This is a genomic window from Streptomyces sp. NPDC018031 (assembly GCF_044327625.1).
GTDB lineage: Bacteria > Actinomycetota > Actinomycetes > Streptomycetales > Streptomycetaceae > Streptomyces.
On sequence record NZ_JBIRFT010000002.1, the window covers coordinates 31,998 to 48,591 of the forward strand.

17 protein-coding genes are annotated in these 16,594 nt (G+C 73.5%); 7 read left to right on the forward strand and 10 right to left on the reverse strand.

What is annotated here, in order from left to right; genetic code table 11:
- Positions 1-394 precede the first annotated feature (394 nt).
- The 8 genes from ACH4B3_RS06510 to ACH4B3_RS06545 all read right to left on the reverse strand — a co-directional run bounded on the left by ACH4B3_RS06510 (position 395) and on the right by ACH4B3_RS06545 (position 7,090).
- Positions 395-778 carry a rhodanese-like domain-containing protein gene (locus tag ACH4B3_RS06510; protein WP_398461627.1) on the reverse strand — a complete coding sequence of 128 codons (384 nt, stop codon included), beginning with the start codon at positions 776-778 and terminating at the stop codon, positions 395-397.
- On the reverse strand, positions 775-1,419 hold the full coding sequence (locus tag ACH4B3_RS06515; protein WP_398461628.1) for a cysteine dioxygenase: 645 nt from the start codon (positions 1,417-1,419) through the stop codon (positions 775-777). The genes ACH4B3_RS06510 and ACH4B3_RS06515 overlap by 4 nt, the downstream gene beginning before the upstream one ends.
- 72 nt (positions 1,420-1,491) lie before the next feature.
- Positions 1,492-1,581, reverse strand: a complete 90-nt coding sequence (locus tag ACH4B3_RS06520) for a putative leader peptide (RefSeq protein WP_372442714.1) — start codon at positions 1,579-1,581, stop codon at positions 1,492-1,494.
- Between the two features lie 191 nt (positions 1,582-1,772).
- Positions 1,773-3,470, reverse strand: a complete 1,698-nt coding sequence (locus ACH4B3_RS06525) for an FAD-dependent monooxygenase (protein WP_398461629.1) — start codon at positions 3,468-3,470, stop codon at positions 1,773-1,775.
- A 237-nt stretch (positions 3,471-3,707) separates the two neighbouring features.
- The gene (locus tag ACH4B3_RS06530) at positions 3,708-4,622 is read right to left on the reverse strand and encodes an amino acid ABC transporter permease (RefSeq protein WP_398461630.1); all 915 of its coding nucleotides are present in this window, start codon (positions 4,620-4,622) and stop codon (positions 3,708-3,710) included.
- Positions 4,619-5,287, reverse strand: coding sequence for an amino acid ABC transporter permease (locus tag ACH4B3_RS06535; RefSeq protein WP_398461631.1), 669 nt, complete (start codon positions 5,285-5,287; stop codon positions 4,619-4,621). Before ACH4B3_RS06535 ends, ACH4B3_RS06530 begins: the two co-directional genes overlap by 4 nt.
- A 77-nt stretch (positions 5,288-5,364) precedes the next feature.
- Positions 5,365-6,177: a glutamate ABC transporter substrate-binding protein gene (locus ACH4B3_RS06540; protein WP_398461632.1), complete on the reverse strand. Its 813-nt coding sequence runs from the start codon at positions 6,175-6,177 to the stop codon at positions 5,365-5,367.
- A 136-nt stretch (positions 6,178-6,313) separates the two neighbouring features.
- Positions 6,314-7,090: an amino acid ABC transporter ATP-binding protein gene (locus ACH4B3_RS06545; RefSeq protein ID WP_398461633.1), complete on the reverse strand. Its 777-nt coding sequence runs from the start codon at positions 7,088-7,090 to the stop codon at positions 6,314-6,316.
- 318 nt (positions 7,091-7,408) lie between these two features.
- Here ACH4B3_RS06545 and ACH4B3_RS06550 point away from each other — a divergent pair, with 318 nt between their 5' ends.
- Positions 7,409-8,122: a response regulator transcription factor gene (locus ACH4B3_RS06550; RefSeq protein WP_398461634.1), complete on the forward strand. Its 714-nt coding sequence runs from the start codon at positions 7,409-7,411 to the stop codon at positions 8,120-8,122.
- Positions 8,123-8,140: 18 nt separating this feature from the next.
- Complete coding sequence (locus tag ACH4B3_RS06555) at positions 8,141-9,616, forward strand: sensor histidine kinase (protein WP_398461635.1); 1,476 nt, start codon at positions 8,141-8,143, stop codon at positions 9,614-9,616.
- Here ACH4B3_RS06555 and ACH4B3_RS06560 read toward each other — a convergent pair.
- A complete protein-coding gene (locus ACH4B3_RS06560) occupies positions 9,606-10,601 on the reverse strand; it encodes a TAXI family TRAP transporter solute-binding subunit (RefSeq protein WP_398461636.1) in 996 nt (331 codons plus the stop codon). The genes ACH4B3_RS06555 and ACH4B3_RS06560 overlap by 11 nt on opposite strands.
- A gap of 78 nt (positions 10,602-10,679) precedes the next feature.
- Between ACH4B3_RS06560 and miaB the strand changes: the two genes are divergently transcribed.
- Both miaB and ACH4B3_RS06570 read left to right on the forward strand, forming a co-directional pair.
- Positions 10,680-12,170 carry a tRNA (N6-isopentenyl adenosine(37)-C2)-methylthiotransferase MiaB gene (miaB, locus tag ACH4B3_RS06565; RefSeq protein WP_398461637.1) on the forward strand — a complete coding sequence of 497 codons (1,491 nt, stop codon included), beginning with the start codon at positions 10,680-10,682 and terminating at the stop codon, positions 12,168-12,170.
- A 42-nt stretch (positions 12,171-12,212) separates the two neighbouring features.
- Positions 12,213-12,926, forward strand: a complete 714-nt coding sequence (locus tag ACH4B3_RS06570; RefSeq protein WP_398461638.1) for a class III extradiol dioxygenase subunit B-like domain-containing protein — start codon at positions 12,213-12,215, stop codon at positions 12,924-12,926.
- 253 nt (positions 12,927-13,179) lie between these two features.
- Here ACH4B3_RS06570 and ACH4B3_RS06575 read toward each other — a convergent pair whose 3' ends face one another.
- Positions 13,180-13,521 carry an antitoxin gene (locus ACH4B3_RS06575; RefSeq protein WP_398461639.1) on the reverse strand — a complete coding sequence of 114 codons (342 nt, stop codon included), beginning with the start codon at positions 13,519-13,521 and terminating at the stop codon, positions 13,180-13,182.
- Positions 13,522-13,962: 441 nt separating this feature from the next.
- On the opposite strand from ACH4B3_RS06575, the gene miaA reads away from it, so the two are divergent.
- The 3 genes from miaA (at position 13,963) to dapF (ending at position 16,492) form a co-directional block, all read left to right on the forward strand.
- A complete protein-coding gene (gene miaA, locus ACH4B3_RS06580) occupies positions 13,963-14,901 on the forward strand; it encodes a tRNA (adenosine(37)-N6)-dimethylallyltransferase MiaA (protein ID WP_398461640.1) in 939 nt (312 codons plus the stop codon).
- Positions 14,902-15,006: 105 nt separating this feature from the next.
- On the forward strand, positions 15,007-15,525 hold the full coding sequence (locus ACH4B3_RS06585) for a hypothetical protein (protein WP_398461641.1): 519 nt from the start codon (positions 15,007-15,009) through the stop codon (positions 15,523-15,525).
- Positions 15,526-15,616: 91 nt separating this feature from the next.
- A complete protein-coding gene (gene dapF, locus ACH4B3_RS06590) occupies positions 15,617-16,492 on the forward strand; it encodes a diaminopimelate epimerase (RefSeq protein ID WP_398461642.1) in 876 nt (291 codons plus the stop codon).
- Positions 16,493-16,594 lie beyond the last annotated feature (102 nt).

Consider the following 16,594-nt stretch of genomic DNA (forward strand, 5'->3'; position numbering starts at 1 on the left):
GGGACCGGAGACGCGAGCCGGGACCGGAGACGCCCCGCCAGGGGCGGAGGCCCGTGCCGGGACCGGAGGCCCGGACCCGGAGACGCCGCTCCGAAGGGGCCCTCGGCCCGGGGCGGAGACGCCGGGCCAGGAGTCGGAGACGCCGGCCGGGCACCGGAGTCCCGGCCCGCGGACCGGGGTCGGAGAACCGGGACGGACAGGAGACGCCGGACCGGCTCCCCGTGTGGTCCGCGGGTCACCCAGCCTGAGTCCTGCCCGAGCCCGGCCTGAGTCTGGCTTGGGTCCGACCCGAGTCCGGCCTGAGCCCGCCCGGGGGCCGGTGAGCGGTACCGGGCTCCGGCGACCAGCGCTCCGGACGCGGCAGGGGCGGGGACGAGCGGTCAGCGGGGAGCGGTCAGCGGCGCACCGGCAGACCAGCCGTGCGCCAGGCCTGGAAGCCGCCCACCAGGTCGGTCGCCCGGCGCAGACCGAGCCGGCGCAGGGAGAGCGCGGCGAGGCTCGACGCGTACCCCTCGTTGCAGATCACCACCACCGGGAGCTCGTGGCCGGTGGCCTCGGGCAGCCGGTGGTCGCAGAGCGGATCCAGCCGCCACTCCAGTTCGTTCCGTTCCACGATCAGCGCGCCCGGGATGGTGCCGTCGCGGTCGCGGAGCGCCGCATAGCGGATGTCCACCAGGACACCGCCCCCGGCGCGTATCGAAGCGGCCTCGGCCGGGCCCACCCGGTCGAGTTGGGCGCGTGCGTCGGCGAGCAGTTCGTCGATGCTGCGGCGGGTCATACCCACTCCTCCGGTCGTTCGACCTGCTCCAGCCGGAGCACGGGTCCGGTACGGCTGTAGCGGCGCATGAGTGGCAGCGGCGGGTGGTAGGCGTGCACCGACACGGCGTGCCGCTCGGCCGAGGCGTTGAACACCTGGTGGACATGGTGCGGGCCGAAGGCCCGGCCGCGCCCGTCGGAGAGCCGGCGCTCCCGGTCGACGTCGTCGGCCAGTTCCAGGGTCTTCCAGCCCTCGGTGGGCAGCTGGACGGCGAGGGAATGTTCGGTGAGCTCGCCGGCGGCGGTGGCGAAGGCGCCGTGCGAGCCGCCGTGGTCGTGCCAGCCGGTGCCGGTGCCCGGCGGCCAGCCGATCAGCCATGCCTCGCTGCCGCCGGGACCGTGGAGCCGCAGCCAGGTACGGCCCTCGGGGTCGAGAGGGAGGGAGGAGACCAGCGCGGTGTCGGCGGCGATGCGCTGGGCGAAGGCCAGCAGCGCGGCGGCGTCGGGTGCGCGGCCGCCCGGTGCCGGGCCGGTGGCGGTGGGGGAGTCCGGCGCCGGGGACGACGGCGTGGCCGGGCCGGCGCCGGGCGCCGGGCCCGCAGGGTCCGGCGGCGGGGAGACACGGGGGTGGTGCCCGTCGGACAGGGGCGAAGCAGATGACACGGGGGACACGGAGACCGTCCTGGGTGATCGCGGAGAGGCGCGGGCGTCAGGGCGGCCGCGCGGGGATGTCGATCAGCAGGACGGGCGACACACGCAGCCCGCGTAGCGGAGCAGGTCCACATGGACCCTCCGCCAGAAGCGCGGCAGCCGGGTGTCGGTCACGCTCCGCAGTGAACCATGCGTCGCAAGCATGGTCAACCGACCGGGTCCGCCGCCGGGGTGCGCTGCCCCGGCCCACCTGCCGGCCCCGCCCCCGGCCACCCGCCGGCCCGGCCGCCCGCCCGCCGGTCCCGCGAGTGCCGGACCGGTCCGCCCACCGGCGGCCCGGACCCGCGGAGGCCCGACCGGTCCGCCTACCGCCGCGCCGTGGCCTCCGACCCCGGTGACGGCTCCCGGGCCGCCTCCGCCGCGGTGTGCTGGGCGCCCCGGGACGTCCCGCCACCGCGGACCGCGTCCGCACAGGCGTACAGCTCCGCGGGCCGCACCCCCGACAGGGCCGCGGCCAGGTGCCCGTCCGGGCGGATCAGCAGCACGGTGTGCGCGGCAGCGCCCGGGTACTCCTCGGCGACCAGCAGTTCCGCGTCCATCGGCAGCGCCGCTACGGCCGCCGACAGCCGGGGCATCAGCCCGGCACGCATCCAGTGCCGCCGGTCCCACACCCCGGTGCCCGGCGCGACCAGCACCACCAGCAGTTGCCCGCCGAGACGCTCGCGCAGCCCGACGGTGGCGCCGTCGGGGGCGGTCACCGGCACGTCGGCGGCCTGCGCGCCCGGCTCGGTGGCCACGGTGACGCAGCCGGTGGGCGGCGCGGCGGGGGCCAGCGGCGACCGGGCGTAGACCGGCGGCGCTCCGAGCGGGCCCTGACCGAGGTGACCGTCGGTGAGGAGGGTGTCGTGGTTCCGTACCGCGCCCGGCAGCACCGTACGGCGGACCGCGGGCCAGCCGCCGGAGGCCCGTACCTGCGGCAGCGCCTGGTCCGCGGCGCGCAGCCGGGCCCCGACCGCGCCGCGCCGCTCGGTCTGGTAGCTGTCCAGCAGGGTGTCGGCGTCGGTGGCCCCCCGGTGCCAGGCCACCGCGAGCTTCCAGGACAGGTTGGCGATGTCCCGCAGTCCCTCGTCGAGCCCCTGGGTGCCGAGGGCGCCGAGCAGGTGGGCGGCGTCCCCGGCGAGGAAGGCGCGGCCGACCCGCCAGCGGCGCGCGAGCCGGTGGTGGACGGTGTACACCCCGGTGTCCAGCAGCTGGTAGGGGGGCGCCGGATCCCCGCACCAGCCGGTCAGGGTGTCCTCCACCCGGGCCAGCAGGGCGTCGGGGGTGACCAGGTCGCGGCCGGGGGGGAGGAGCCAGTCCAGCCGCCAGACACCGCCGGTGAGCGGCCGGGCGGTGACCTCGCCGTCGGCGCCGCGCCACGCCGGCGACCGGTGCAGCACGCCCTCGCCGGGCCAGGGCAGCTCGGTGTGGAGCGCGGCCACGGCGTGCCGCTCGACCGCGGTGCGTCCCGGGAAGCGCACCCCGAGCAGTTTCCGGACGGTGGAGCGCGGGCCGTCGCAGCCGACCAGGTAGCTGCCGCGCCACCAGGTGCCGGCGGGTCCGCGGGTGTGCACCGAGACGCCCGCCGCGTCCTGTTCCAGGGTGTCCACCCGGCTGCCCGGCGCGACGGTGACCAGGCCGGAACCCGCCATGTGGGCGAGGGTGGCCCGCAGCGCGCGGGTGAGGTCGTGCTGCACCAGGTGGACCGGTGGGGGCGGGGCGGCGGTGGCCGGTCCGCCGGTTTCCGGCTGTCCCGGGGGTGCGCCGAACGGCACCTGGCGGACGAGCTGGCGCCGCCGCATCGTCCGCCAGCCCGTCCACCGGTCACGTCCCAGTGCCTCGGCGCAGCCCAGCCGGTTGACCAGCGCCGCGGTGTCCGGCCGCAGTACGGCGGTTCTGGCCGGGCGCCGTTCGTCCACGCCGGTGCCCTCGTCGAGCACCACGACGGGTACCTCGCGGCGGGCCAGGGCGAGGGCCAGGGCGAGGCCGACCGGCCCGGCCCCGGCGACGATCACCGGGTCCACGGTGCGGCTCCTGCGGCGGTGGCGGACGCGCCACGGCGGACGGCGGGGGCACCCGGCCCGGTGGTGGGGAGGGCTGTGGGGGAGTCGGTGGAGGTAGCCCGGGTCGTGATCACACAGCGTATGCAACCCACTGCGGGCGCTTGCGTCAAGCGAGGAAAGAGGCGGATACGGCGCAGGCGGCGGCGCACAGCGCCGCCGCCTGCTCGTCCGAGGCCGCTCACACAGGGTGCCTGACGGTCAGACCGCCCGGCCGTTCTGCTGGTCGGTTGCCTTCACCAGTTCGTCCGCGGGGTCGCCGGGACCGGCGGCGAGGACGGCACCGGTGCTCTTCCGGCCGCGCCGGAGTCTGCCCTCCAGCCAGCCGGCGAAGGAGGTGAGCAGGGTGTTCACGACCACGTAGACCAGGGCGACGACGACCAGCGCGGCGATGGTGTTCGCGTAGTTCGAGTCGATCAGCGAGATCTGGGCGAAGAGTTCCTCGAAGCCCAGCAGCGCGCCGCCGAGCGCGGTGTCCTTCACGATGACCACGAGCTGGCTCACGAGTGCCGGGAGCATCACCGTGACCGCCTGCGGCAGCAGGACCGACATCATGATCTGGCCCTTGCGCATGCCGATCGCCTGGGCGGCGTCGCTCTGACCGCGGGGCAGCGAGAGGATGCCGGCCCGGACGACCTCGGCGATGACCGAGGCGTTGTAGAGCACCAGGCCGGTCACCACGGCGACCAGCGGACGCACCTCGGACTCCACGGTGGTGAACTCCGAGTACGCCGTGTTGGCGAAGAGCATCAGCATCAGCACCGGGATGGCCCGGAACAGCTCCACCACCACACCGGCCGGGACGCGGATCCACGCGTGGTCGGAGAGCCGGCCGATGCCGAGCGCCGCGCCGAGCGGCAGCGCGATGAGGATGGCGAGTACCGCCGCCTTGAGCGTCTCCCCCAGACCGGGCAGGACGTATTCCGTCCAGACCCGGCCGTCGGTGACGAACGGCTTCCACTTCTCCCCGTCCAGCTGGTGCTTCTCGGCCATGGTGTCCAGGACCCACCAGGCGGCCAGTGCGAGCACGACCAGGAACAGCGCGGTGTAGAGGTGGTTCCGCCGTTTGGCCCGCGGGCCGGGGGCGTCGTAGAGAACGGAGAGGTTGTTGCTCATCGCTTCACCGCCACACGCTTGCTGAGCCAGCCGAGCAGCAGGCCGGCCGGGAGGGTCAGGACGACGAAGCCGAAGGCGAAGACGGAGAACACCAGGAAGACGGCGTCGCTCTCGTTCTCGATCATGTCCTTCATCAGCGCCGCGGCCTCGGCCACCCCGATGGCCGCGGCGACCGTGGTGTTCTTGGTGAGGGCGATCAGCACGTTGGCCAGCGGCGCCACCACCGAACGGAACGCCTGCGGCAGGATCACCAGCGTCAGCACCTGACGGAAGTTCAGCCCCAGCGCCCGGGCGGCCTCGGCCTGCCCGAGCGGCACGGTGTTGATGCCGGAGCGCAGCGACTCGCAGACGAACGACGCGGTATAGGCGCTCAGCGCCAGCACCGCCAGCTGGAAGTTGATGTCGTCGAGCGTGCCGCCGGTCAGCGAGATGCCCAGCGTCTGGTGCAGTCCCAGGGAGGCGAAGACGATGACGATGGTCAGCGGAGTGTTCCGCACGATGTTCACGTACGCGGTACCGAAGGCACGCATGACCGGAACCGGGCTGACCCGCATGGCGGCGAGGACGGTTCCCCATATCAGGGAGCCGATGGCCGAGAACACGGTGAGTTTCACCGTGACCCAGAAGGCCGCCAGCAGGTCGTACCCTTCAAGAAAATCGAACACGTTCTACCGCGCTCTCCCCAGGTTCGGATGATTGGGCCGGCGCCGTCCCGGGCGGGACGGCGCACGCCGTCGTGTCCTCAGCTCTTCTCGGTGATCTGCGGAGCCGGCTCGTTCTTGTAGTTGGCCGGGCCGAAGTGCTTCTTCACGGCCTCGTCCCAGGCGCCTTCCTTGACCATCTTCTCCAGGGCCTTGTTGATCTTCCCCTGGAGTTCCTTGTCGCCCTTCTTGATGCCGATGCCGTAGTTCTCGTCGCTCAGCTTCAGCCCGGCGAGCTTGAACTTGCCCTGGTGGTTCTTCTGCGAGGCGTAGCCCGCCAGGATCGAGTCATCGGTGGTCAGCGCGTCGAGGTTCTCGTTCTCCAGGCCGGTGAGGCACTGCGAGTACTTGTTGTAGCGCTGCAGTTCGGCCTCGGGCGCGAAGTCCTTCTTGACGTTCTGCGCGGAGGTGGAACCGGTCACCGAGCACAGCTTCTTGGAGTTGAGGTCCTTCGCGTCCTTGATGGAGTTGTCGTCCGAGCGGACCAGCAGGTCCTGGTGGGCGAGGAAGTACGGGCCCGCGAAGCTGACCTTCTCCTTGCGCTCGGGGGTGATCGAGTAGGTGGCGACCACGAACTTCACGTCACCGCGCGAGATCATGTTCTCGCGCTCGGCGCTGGGCGACTCCTTCCAGTCGATGTCCTTCTCGTCGTAGCCCAGTTCCTTGGCGACGTACGTCGCGACATCGACGTCGAAGCCCTCGTGGTCGCCGTCCGGCGTCCTGAGTCCGAGACCCGGCTGGTCGAACTTGATGCCGATCTTGATCTTGTCCTCGTCGCCGGAGCCACAGGCGGTGGCGGTCAGGGACAGGGAGAGCACGGCAGCGGCCGCGGCGGCCGTCCTGCGGAACTTCATGGTGAACATCCTTTGGCTACGTCGAGTCGTCGAGTCGTCGAACCTTCGAGTCGTCGAACCTCTGAGTCGTCGGAACTGTGTGTCGTCGGGGGTGATCGCGGTGCGGTGGCCGGTGGGCGCGCTCACCGCGTGGCGGTCAGTGATGCAGGATCTTCGACAGGAAGTCCTTGGCCCGGTCGCTCCGCGGGTTGCTGAAGAACTGCTCCGGCTGGGCCTCTTCGACGATGCGGCCGTCCGCCATGAAGACGACTCGGTTCGCGGCGGAGCGCGCGAACCCCATCTCGTGCGTGACGACGACCATGGTCATGCCGTCCCGGGCGAGCTGCTGCATGACCTCCAGCACCTCGTTGATCATCTCCGGGTCGAGGGCGGAGGTGGGCTCGTCGAAGAGCATCACCTTGGGGTCCATGGCCAGCGCGCGGGCGATGGCCACGCGCTGCTGCTGGCCACCGGAGAGCTGCGCGGGGTACTTGTCGGCCTGGGTGCCGACACCGACCCGGTCCAGCAGCTCGCGGGCCTTCTGCTCGGCCTTCTGCTTGTCCGTCTTGCGGACCTTGATCTGGCCCAGCGTGACGTTCTCCAGCACCGTCTTGTGCGCGAAGAGGTTGAACGACTGGAAGACCATGCCGACGTCGGCACGCAGCCTGGCCAGTTCCTTGCCCTCCTCGGGCAGCGGCTTCCCGTCGATGGTGATCGACCCGGAGTCGATCGTCTCCAGCCGGTTGATCGTGCGGCACAGGGTCGACTTGCCGGAACCCGACGGCCCGATGACGACGACGACTTCACCCCGGGATATGGACAGGTCGATGTCCTGGAGCACGTGCAGGGCGCCGAAATGCTTGTTGACTCCAGACAGCGTGACCAGTTCGCCCGCCGCGGGTGCGGCGTCCTTGGTCACCGGTACTTCGCTCATCGGCGTCTCGCTCCATCCTCCTCGGTTGGGAGGACCTTAGTGACGGGGTGCGACCATCGTCAGTACATCTGAGCGGAAATTGAGCATAACGATCCGGCCGCAAACCGACACTCTGCGTGAACAGGGCACGGAATGTTCCGTACCGGGTCCATAACGGAACCCTCCCGGACCCGGATGCGTCTTGACGTGCGCCCCGCGCATCGGGGTGGATGCCCTGTGACCAAGACATCCGGCGTACCGGTCCGGTTCCCGCCGGAGTCCCGCCGCGTACCCGCCGGCGACACCGACCGGTGGCCCCGAACGAGACAGGAGAGGGCGATGAGGCTTTTGCTCGTCGAGGACGACAACCACGTCGCCGCCGCCCTCTCCGCCGTGCTCGGCCGGCACGGGTTCGACGTCACGCACGCCCGCAGCGGCGAGGAGGCGCTCCAGGCGCTGCTGCCCGGCCGGGCACCGTTCGGTGTCGTGCTTCTCGACCTCGGCCTGCCGGACCAGGACGGCTTCGAGGTCTGCGGCCGGATCCGCAAACTCACCAGCACGCCGGTGATCATGGTGACCGCGCGCGCCGACGTACGCTCCCGGATCCACGGCCTCAACCTCGGCGCGGACGACTACGTCGTCAAGCCCTACGACCCGATGGAGCTCCTCGCCCGCATCCACGCGGTGAGCCGCCGCACGGTGCCCGCCGACGGGCCCGGCGGCGCCGAGGACACGCCCGGTGAGGGCCCCCAGCCCCCGTTGCGCCTCGGCCCGCTCACCATCGAACTCCCCACCCGCCAGGTCTCGGTGGGCGGCTCGGCCGTGCCGCTGACCCGCAAGGAGTTCGACCTGCTGGCGCTGCTCGCCCAGCGCCCCGGCGTCGTCTTCCGCCGTGAACAGATCATCAGCGAGGTGTGGCGCACCAGCTGGGAGGGGACCGGGCGCACCCTGGAGGTGCACATCGCCTCGCTCCGCTCCAAGCTGCGCATGCCCGCCCTGATCGAGACCGTCCGCGGCGTGGGCTACCGGCTCGTCGCCCCGGCCGCCCGCTGACCGGTACCCGCCCGTCCCGTGCGCACCCGACTCCTCCCGCTCCTCATCGTCCTCATGACCAGCGTGCTGCTGGCGCTCGGCTTCCCGCTCGCGGTGAGCCTGGCCGCCCGCGAGCAGCAGCGGGTGATCGTCGACCGGATCGACGACACCGCGCGCTTCGCCGCGCTCGCCCAGTCGGTCACCTCCGGGCCCGGCGGCCGGCTCACCGAGTGGGGGGACGACGCCTCCGCCGCGGAGGAGGAGCGCAGGCTGTCCACCCTCCGTGACGACCTGCTCCGCTACCACGAGGTCTACGGCATCAAGGTGGGCGTCTTCCAGCGCACCGGCACCCCGCTGGCCCAGGCCCCCGCCGGGTGGCAGGTGCCCCGCGAGGGCGAGGGCGCGGAGGCCTTCGCGGAAGCCCTGGCGGGCCGCCGCAGCCACGACCCCGGCCAGGTGTGGCCCTGGCAGCGGGACGGCCTCACCGTCGCCTCCCCGGTGATCCGGGACGGCGACGTGGTCTACGTGGTGGTGACCGAATCGCCCACCGGCCCCATGCGCTCCCGCATCCTGCACGGCTGGCTGCTCATCGCCGGCGGGGAGGCGGCCGCGATGCTGCTGGCGGTGGGCGCGGCCATCCGGCTGACCGGTTGGGTGCTGCGCCCCATCCGCATCCTGGACGCGGCCACCCACGGCATCGCCACCGGACGGATGAACTCCCGGGTCGCCGCCGCCTCCGGCCCTCCCGAACTCCGCCGCCTCGCCCGCTCATTCAACGAGATGGCGGACAACGTCGAGGAAGTCCTGGAACAGCAACGGGCCTTCGTCGCCGACGCCTCGCACCAGCTGCGCAACCCGCTCGCCGCGCTGCTGCTGCGCATCGAACTCCTCGCCCTGGACCTGCCCGAGGGCCACACCGAGATCGCCTCGGTGCGGGCCGAGGGCAAGCGCCTCGCCCGGGTGCTGGACGATCTGCTCGACCTGGCCCTCGCCGAGCACGCCACCAGCCTGCCGGTCCTCACTGACATCGCCGAACTCACCACCGACCGGGTCGGCGCCTGGCTGCCGCTCGCCGAGAGCGAGGGCGTCCGGCTGACCCACGGCGGCCCCGCGGCGGCCACCGGCTGGGCCGATCCGGTCGCCCTCTCCAGCGCCCTGGACGCGGTGGTCGACAACGCGCTGAAGTTCACCCCGGCCGGTGCGGCGGTCCATGTGACGGTGGCGGTGCCGGCGGACACGGACACCGTGACGATCACCGTCGCCGACGGCGGGCCGGGACTCACCGGCGAGGAGCTCGACCGGGTCGGCGACCGGTTCTGGCGCAGCAACCGCCACCAGAACGTCTCCGGCTCCGGCCTCGGCCTGTCGATCTCCCGCGCGCTGCTCGCGGCCGGCGGCGCCGGGCTCGCCTTCGCCCCCAACGAGCCCACCGGCCTGCGGGTGACCATCACCGTCCCGCGCACCCCCGCCGAGACCGGTCCGGGGGGACCGGCCGCCGAGGGCGCTACGGCTTGACCGACCGGTAGTACCGCGCCGCCCCCTCGTGCAGCCGCAGCGGGTCGGTGAACACCGCCGTGCGCAGGTCGACCTTCTGCGCGGCGTGCACCACCTCACCGATCCGGTCCCGGCTGCCGATCACCGTGCGGGTGATCCGCTCGGTGAGCGCGGGGTCCGCGTCCTCGGTGGTCACCAGCAGGTTCGCCACCGCGATGGTCTTGACCGTCTCGCCCCGCTGGACCCACGGGTAGGCGTCCGGCGGCATCACCGCGGGCCGGTAGTAGCGGGTGCGCTCGCCCTGCTCGTACAGCGGCCCGGCCAGGTCGTCCAGCGGGACCAGCTGGACGGGGACGTTCCGGGCCAGGTCCTGCAGCGCCGTCGTGGGCAGCCCACCGGACCAGAAGAACGCGTCCAGCCGGTTCTCCCGCATCAGCCGGGTCATCCGGTCGATGCCCACCCGGCTGGCCCGGATGTCGCGGTCCAGGTCCAGCCCGGCGGCGGTCAGCAACCGCCGGGTGATCAGCTGCACGCCCGAGCGGTCCTCCCCGACCCCCACCCGGAGCCCCTTGAGATCGCGCGCCGACCGCACCGGGGAGCCCTGCGGCACCACCAGCTGCATGTAGTCGTCGTACAGCCGCGCACAGGCGCGCAGCCGCTCGGCGCCCGCCCCGCCCTCCGCGGCGTAGGTGGCGACCGCGTCGGCGGTGGCGATGGCGTACGACGCCTTCCCGCTGGCCAGCCGCTGCACGTTGTCGATCGAGCCCTGGCTGTGCAGCAGCCGTACCTCGACCTCGGGCAGGTCCTGGCGCAGATCGGCACGGAGCAGCTTGCCGTACTTCTCGTAGACCCCGGTGGGCACGCCGGTGGACAGCACCACCCGGCCCCCGGGGGTGGCGCCGCCGCCGACCGGCAGCAGCCACCACAGCAGCAGCGCGAGGGCCGCGGCCGCGGCCGCGGACTGCAGCAGACGGCGGCGGCGCGGGGAGGGCGCGGTGTCGGACATGACGAGGATCCTGCCAGCAGGACGCCGGAGAAGGGAGGGGCGGGGGAGCGGTGTGACCACGTACCCTGGTCGACTGAGATGACTGCGAAGACTTACGAGGTGCGCACCTACGGGTGCCAGATGAACGTCCACGACTCCGAGCGGCTGTCGGGCCTGCTGGAGGACGCCGGCTACGTGCGTGCGCCCGAGGGCACCGCCGAGGGCGAAGCCGACATCGTCGTGTTCAACACCTGCGCGGTGCGGGAGAACGCGGACAACCGGCTCTACGGCAACCTCGGCCGCCTGGCCCCGATCAAGGCGCGCCGCCCGGGCATGCAGATCGCCGTCGGCGGCTGCCTGGCCCAGAAGGACCGCGACACCATCGTCAAGCGAGCCCCCTGGGTGGACGTGGTGTTCGGCACCCACAACATCGGCAAGCTGCCGGTGCTGCTGGAGCGGGCCCGGATCCAGGAAGCGGCGCAGGTGGAGATCGCCGAGTCGCTGGAGGCCTTCCCCTCCACCCTGCCCACCCGCCGCGAGTCGGCGTACGCGGCCTGGGTCTCCATCTCCGTCGGCTGCAACAACACCTGCACGTTCTGCATCGTCCCGGCACTGCGCGGCAAGGAGAAGGACCGCCGGCCCGGCGACATCCTCGCCGAGGTGGAGGCGCTGGTCGCCGAGGGCGTCACCGAGGTCACCCTGCTCGGCCAGAACGTCAACGCCTACGGCTCCGACATCGGCGACCGGGAGGCGTTCTCCAAGCTGCTGCGCGCCTGCGGGAGGATCGAGGGCCTGGAGCGGGTCCGCTTCACCTCGCCGCACCCGCGCGACTTCACCGACGACGTCATCGCGGCCATGGCCGAGACCCCCAACGTGATGCCGCAGCTGCACATGCCGCTGCAGTCCGGCTCGGACACGGTGCTGAAGGCGATGCGCCGCTCCTACCGCCAGGACCGCTACCTCGGCATCATCGAGAAGGTGCGCGCCGCGATCCCGCACGCCGCCATCTCCACCGACATCATCGTGGGCTTCCCCGGCGAGACCGAGGAGGATTTCGAGCAGACCCTCCACGTGGTGCGTGAGGCACGGTTCGCCCAGGCCTTCACCTTCCAGTACTCCAAGCGCCCCGGCACCCCGGCCGCCGAGATGGACGGGCAGATCCCCAAGGAGGTCGTGCAGGCGCGGTACGAGCGGCTGGTCGCCCTCCAGGAGGAGATCTCCTGGGCGGAGAACAAGAAGCAGACCGGGCGCACCCTGGAGGTCATGGTCGCCGAGGGCGAGGGCCGCAAGGACGAGGCCACCCAGCGGCTCTCCGGCCGCGCCCCCGACAACCGCCTGGTCCACTTCACCCGGCCGGCCGAGCCGGTGCGGCCGGGCGACGTGGCGACCGTGGAGATCACCTACGCCGCCCCGCACCACCTGCTGGCCGAGGGGCCGGTGCTCGCCGTGCGGCGGACCCGCGCCGGCGACGCCTGGGAGAAGCGGAACGCCGCTCCGCAGGAGAAGCCCGCGGGCGTGATGCTGGGCCTGCCCACCATCGGGGCCCCGGCGCCCACCCCGGCCCCGGCCGCCGGCTGCGGCTGCGACTGACGCGCCGGGCGGCGGCCGGGCGGTTCCGCTAGGGTTCCGGCCATGCTTGCCGCCGCTGCCCTCTGCCCCTGCCCGCCCCTGCTCGTACCCGAGGTCGCGGCGGGGGCGGCAGCGGAACTGGACGCGCTGCGCGCCGCCTGCGCCGACGCCGTGGGGGTGCTCGCCGCCGCCCGCCCGGACCGGCTGGTGGTGGTCGGCCCCGCCCCGGAGCGGGCCGGGACGCGCCTCCATCCGCAGGGGGCGCCCGGTTCCTTCCGGGGTCTGGGCGTGGACGCGGCGGTCCGGCTGGGCTCCGGCGAACCGGCCGGGGCGGAGCCGCTGCCGCTCTCCCTCGCCGTGGCCGCCTGGCTGCTGGAGCGCACCGAGTGGGCCGCGGCCCCGGTCGAGGGGCTGGGCGTCGGCGAGGCGACCACCGGCGAGCGCTGCCGGGTGATCGGCCGGGAACTGGCGGCCCCCGCGGACCGGCTCGCACTGCTGGTGATGGGCGACGGCAGCGCCTGCCGCACTCTGAAGGCGCCGGGCTACCTGGACGAGCGTGCGGCCGGGTTCGACGCCGCGGTGACCGGGGCGCTGGCCGCCGCCGACACCGGCGCACTCCAGGCGCTGGACCCGGGGCTCGCCGCGGAGCTGCGGGTGTCCGGCCGGGCCTGCTGGCAGGTGCTGGCCGGGGCGGGCGAGGACGCGGGGCTGAGCGGTGCGCTGCTCTACGACGACGCGCCGTACGGGGTCGGCTACACGGTGGCCACCTGGTCCTGAACCGCCGGCCGGCCGCGTCAGCCGGCCGAGGACCGGTGCACCCGGGCGCACCGCGGGCGGAACGCGACGTTTCCCGGGCGGGTCGGGGTACCGGGCCGGTGGGGCCGGTGCGCCCGGGCGGCCGACACCGGAACCGATCGTCCGGCGGCAGGACTCGGCCAGGGCCGGCGGCCCCGGCCCGGGAGGGCGCGCGGGCGGTGCCGTTCCATGGCGGGGGCGGCCACGGAACCGGACGGCCCGCGGCCGCCGGTGATCATGTTCCGGACGGGCTGCCGCCGGGACCGGAACCGGTCTCCGGACCGGTGCCCGGGTCCGGCGCGGTGCCGGTCTGCGACCCCGGACCGGTCCGGCCGCCCGGGCCGGTGGTGCCGGTGCCGTCTTCGGCGTTCTGGTGGGAGAAGCGGCCGAGGGCGCCCTTGGCCTTGCCCGCCCCGGTCTCGATCCGGTCGCGGTACTTGCCCTTGGTCCGCGAGTCGACCGTCTTCGCGGCCTTGTCGAGGCCCCGGCCGATCTGCTCCTCGTGCTGCTGCACGAAACCGCCGGCCTTGCCCTTCATGACGCCGGCCTTCGCCTTGAGTGTGTCCAGCAGGCCCATGAGCCACCTTCCCTGGTCAGCGACTAGGTGCGGGCGCCCTCGCCGGTCTCGCTGTCGGCCGCCTCGTCCGCGCTCTGCTGCTTCGGAATGCCCACGCCTTCAGGGGCCGGCTCCCCGGCCGTCCGGTCCGCCGCCTCCGGGGCGGCGTCGCCGGCCGGGGCCGCCGGATCCTCCGTTCGAGCGCACGCCGCCGTCTCGTCTGTCGACGTCTCGGTCGGCGCCGCGGGCTTACGTCGGCGAAACCTTGCAAAAACGCCCATATCAACTCCATACCTTACTCGTGTGGGCGAAATTACGTGCCGGGCGGGTGTCCCCTCGCGTCCCCCGCCCCTCCGGTGGGGCAACCGGCCCACAGAACCTCGCAACGGGCAAACGAACCCGCGGCCGGGGCGTCACGTCGCTCGTTCGGGGGTGCCCCGCGAGGTTTGCGAGACTGTCCCCGTGAACAGCGCAGTTCCCCCACCGCGAGTCATCGCCGTCGTCGGGCCCACCGCGGCCGGCAAGTCCGACCTGGGCGTCGCCCTCGCCCGCCGCCTGGGCGGCGAAGTGATCAACGCCGACTCCATGCAGCTCTACCGGGGCATGGACATCGGCACCGCCAAGCTCACCCCGGCCGAGCAACAGGGGATCCCGCACCGCCTGCTGGACATCTGGGACGTCACCGAGACCGCCAGCGTCGCCGAGTACCAGCGGCTGGCCCGCGCCGAGATCGACCGGCTGCTCGCCGCCGGCCGCACCCCGGTCCTGGTGGGCGGTTCCGGCCTGTACATCCGCGGTGCCATCGACGCCCTGGAGTTCCCCGGCACCGACCCGGCGGTACGGGCGCGCCTGGAGGCCGAGCTCGCCGACGTCGGCCCCGGCACCCTGCACACCCGGCTGGCGGCCGCCGACCCGGAGGCCGCCCGCGCCATCCTGCCCAGCAACGGCCGCCGGGTGGTGCGCGCGCTGGAGGTCATCGAGATCACCGGCCGGCCGTTCACCGCCAACCTCCCCGGCCACGAGGCGGTCTACGAGACCCTGCAGATCGGCGTCGACGTGGAGCGGCCGGAACTCGACGAGCGGATCGCCCGGCGGGTGGACCGGATGTGGGACGCCGGACTCGTCGACGAGGTGCGCCGGCTGGCGGAACGGGGGCTGCGCTCCGGGCGCACCGCCTCCCGCGCGCTCGGCTACCAGCAGGTGCTCACCGCGCTCGCCGGGGAGTGCACCGAGGAGGCCGCCCGCGCCGAGACGGTGCGCGCCACCAAGCGGTTCGCACGCCGTCAGGATTCCTGGTTCCGCCGCGACCCCAGGGTCCACTGGCTCAGCGGAGCGGCCGCCGACCGGGCGGAACTCGAGGCCCGTGCGCTGGCGTTGGTCGAACGAGCGGTCACAGCCTGATCACGTGATTGCATCGGGACGCCCCGTGTGTCAATAGCGCCGCCGTGCCCGTGCCATCATCGAGCTTCGATCGTGCCGTGTCTGGAGTTGGGAGGGCGTGTGGCGATGGAGGCCGGCCCTCGCGACACTTCGCAGCAGCAGGACGACCCGGGGATCCTCGTCCCGGACGGGCCCGGGGACGACGGGATCCCCGGCGACCCGGACGCCCCGGGCGCGCTCGATCCGGCGGCCCTGGACACCGAGGGCGAACCGGGGGCCCCGGACGGCCCGGAGGCGTCCGCGCCCGGTGAGTCCTTCCGCGATCTGCGTCCGCCGCGGCGGATGCGGATCTGGCAGATCGCCCCGATCGTCGGACTGGCCATCCTCGGTTCGCTGATGTTCGCCTTCCCGCTCGCCTTCGAGTTCGGGGACGGCGGCGCGGTGGTCGCCATGCTCGGCCTGCTGCTCAGCTGCTGCGCCGCGGGCTGGGGCCTGATGGCGGCCCGGCGGGTCGGCTACACCTGGCCGGGGCTGCCGCCGCGCGGCTCCGGGCGCCGCCCGGACTGGCGGTTCGTCGCCCTCTACGTGGCCGTCGTCGCGATGCTGGCCGCGCTGGCGATCTGGCGCGTGGCCCGGCTGCGGTAGGCGCGCCCGGCCGGCCCGCGGCCCGCCCTCGTGACCTGCGCCGCGCCCGCCCGGCCCGCCGCTCGGCGGCGGCGGCCCGTAAGATCGAGGGGTGAGCACTACGCGACCCCTGCCTTTCCTCAAGGGCCACGGCACCGAGAACGACTTCGTGATCGTCCCCGACCCGGACGGTGTCGTGGAGCTGTCCGCGGCCGAGGTGGCCCGGCTCTGCGACCGGCGCGCCGGCATCGGCGGCGACGGTGTGCTGAGGGTCGTGCGGTCCGCCGCCCACCCGGAGGCACGGGACATGGCGGCCGAGGCCGAGTGGTTCATGGACTACCGCAACAGCGACGGCTCGATCGCCGAGATGTGCGGCAACGGCACCCGGGTCTTCGCCCGCTACCTGCACCACGCCGGCCTGGTGGGCCCCGGCGACCTGGCGGTCGCCACCCGGGCGGGCGTGAAGCGGGTGCACCTCGCCAAGGACGGCGACGTCACGGTCGGCATGGGCCGCGCCCGGCTGCCCGAGGAGCAGGCCACCGTGCGAGTCGGGGACCGCAGCTGGCCGGCCCGCAACGTCAACATGGGCAATCCGCACGCGGTCGCCTTCGTCGAGGACCTGGAGTACGCCGGGAACCTGCTGTCGGCGCCCGGCGTGGAGCCGGCCGGTGTCTACCCCGAGGGCGTCAACGTGGAGTTCGTGGTCGACCGCGGCCCCCGCCACGTGGCGATGCGGGTGCACGAGCGCGGCTCCGGCGAGACCCGCTCCTGCGGCACCGGGGCCTGCGCCGTCGCGGTGGCCACCGCCCGCCGGGACGGCGCGGACCCGGTGGCCGACGGCGTCCCCGTCACCTACACCGTGGACGTGCTCGGCGGCCGCCTGGTGATCAGTGAGCTGCCGGACGGCACCGTGGAGATGACCGGCCCCGCGGAGATCGTCGCCGAAGGCGTGATCGATCCGGGCTGGTGGGGCGCGAACCTCCACTGAGGCTCCGGTGGGCCTGGCCCCATAACCGAGTTTCCGAAGAAATAACTCGCTCGAATGGGTGATCCGTTTCACTCTCGGCGAGAGGCGGTCGGCCGTGCGTGA

Coding starts and splice junctions, on each gene's coding strand:
- ACH4B3_RS06560 (WP_398461636.1), bottom strand. CDS start 10,601: ATGTCCGACACCGCGCCCTCCCCGCGCCGCCGCCGTCTGCTGCAGTCC.
- ACH4B3_RS06545 (WP_398461633.1), bottom strand. CDS start 7,090: ATGAGCGAAGTACCGGTGACCAAGGACGCCGCACCCGCGGCGGGCGAA.
- ACH4B3_RS06575 (WP_398461639.1), bottom strand. CDS start 13,521: ATGGGCCTGCTGGACACACTCAAGGCGAAGGCCGGCGTCATGAAGGGC.
- ACH4B3_RS06570 (WP_398461638.1), top strand. CDS start 12,213: ATGCTTGCCGCCGCTGCCCTCTGCCCCTGCCCGCCCCTGCTCGTACCC.
- ACH4B3_RS06585 (WP_398461641.1), top strand. CDS start 15,007: ATGGAGGCCGGCCCTCGCGACACTTCGCAGCAGCAGGACGACCCGGGG.
- miaB (WP_398461637.1), top strand. CDS start 10,680: ATGACTGCGAAGACTTACGAGGTGCGCACCTACGGGTGCCAGATGAAC.
- ACH4B3_RS06530 (WP_398461630.1), bottom strand. CDS start 4,622: ATGAGCAACAACCTCTCCGTTCTCTACGACGCCCCCGGCCCGCGGGCC.
- ACH4B3_RS06510 (WP_398461627.1), bottom strand. CDS start 778: ATGACCCGCCGCAGCATCGACGAACTGCTCGCCGACGCACGCGCCCAA.
- ACH4B3_RS06550 (WP_398461634.1), top strand. CDS start 7,409: ATGAGGCTTTTGCTCGTCGAGGACGACAACCACGTCGCCGCCGCCCTC.
- ACH4B3_RS06540 (WP_398461632.1), bottom strand. CDS start 6,177: ATGAAGTTCCGCAGGACGGCCGCCGCGGCCGCTGCCGTGCTCTCCCTG.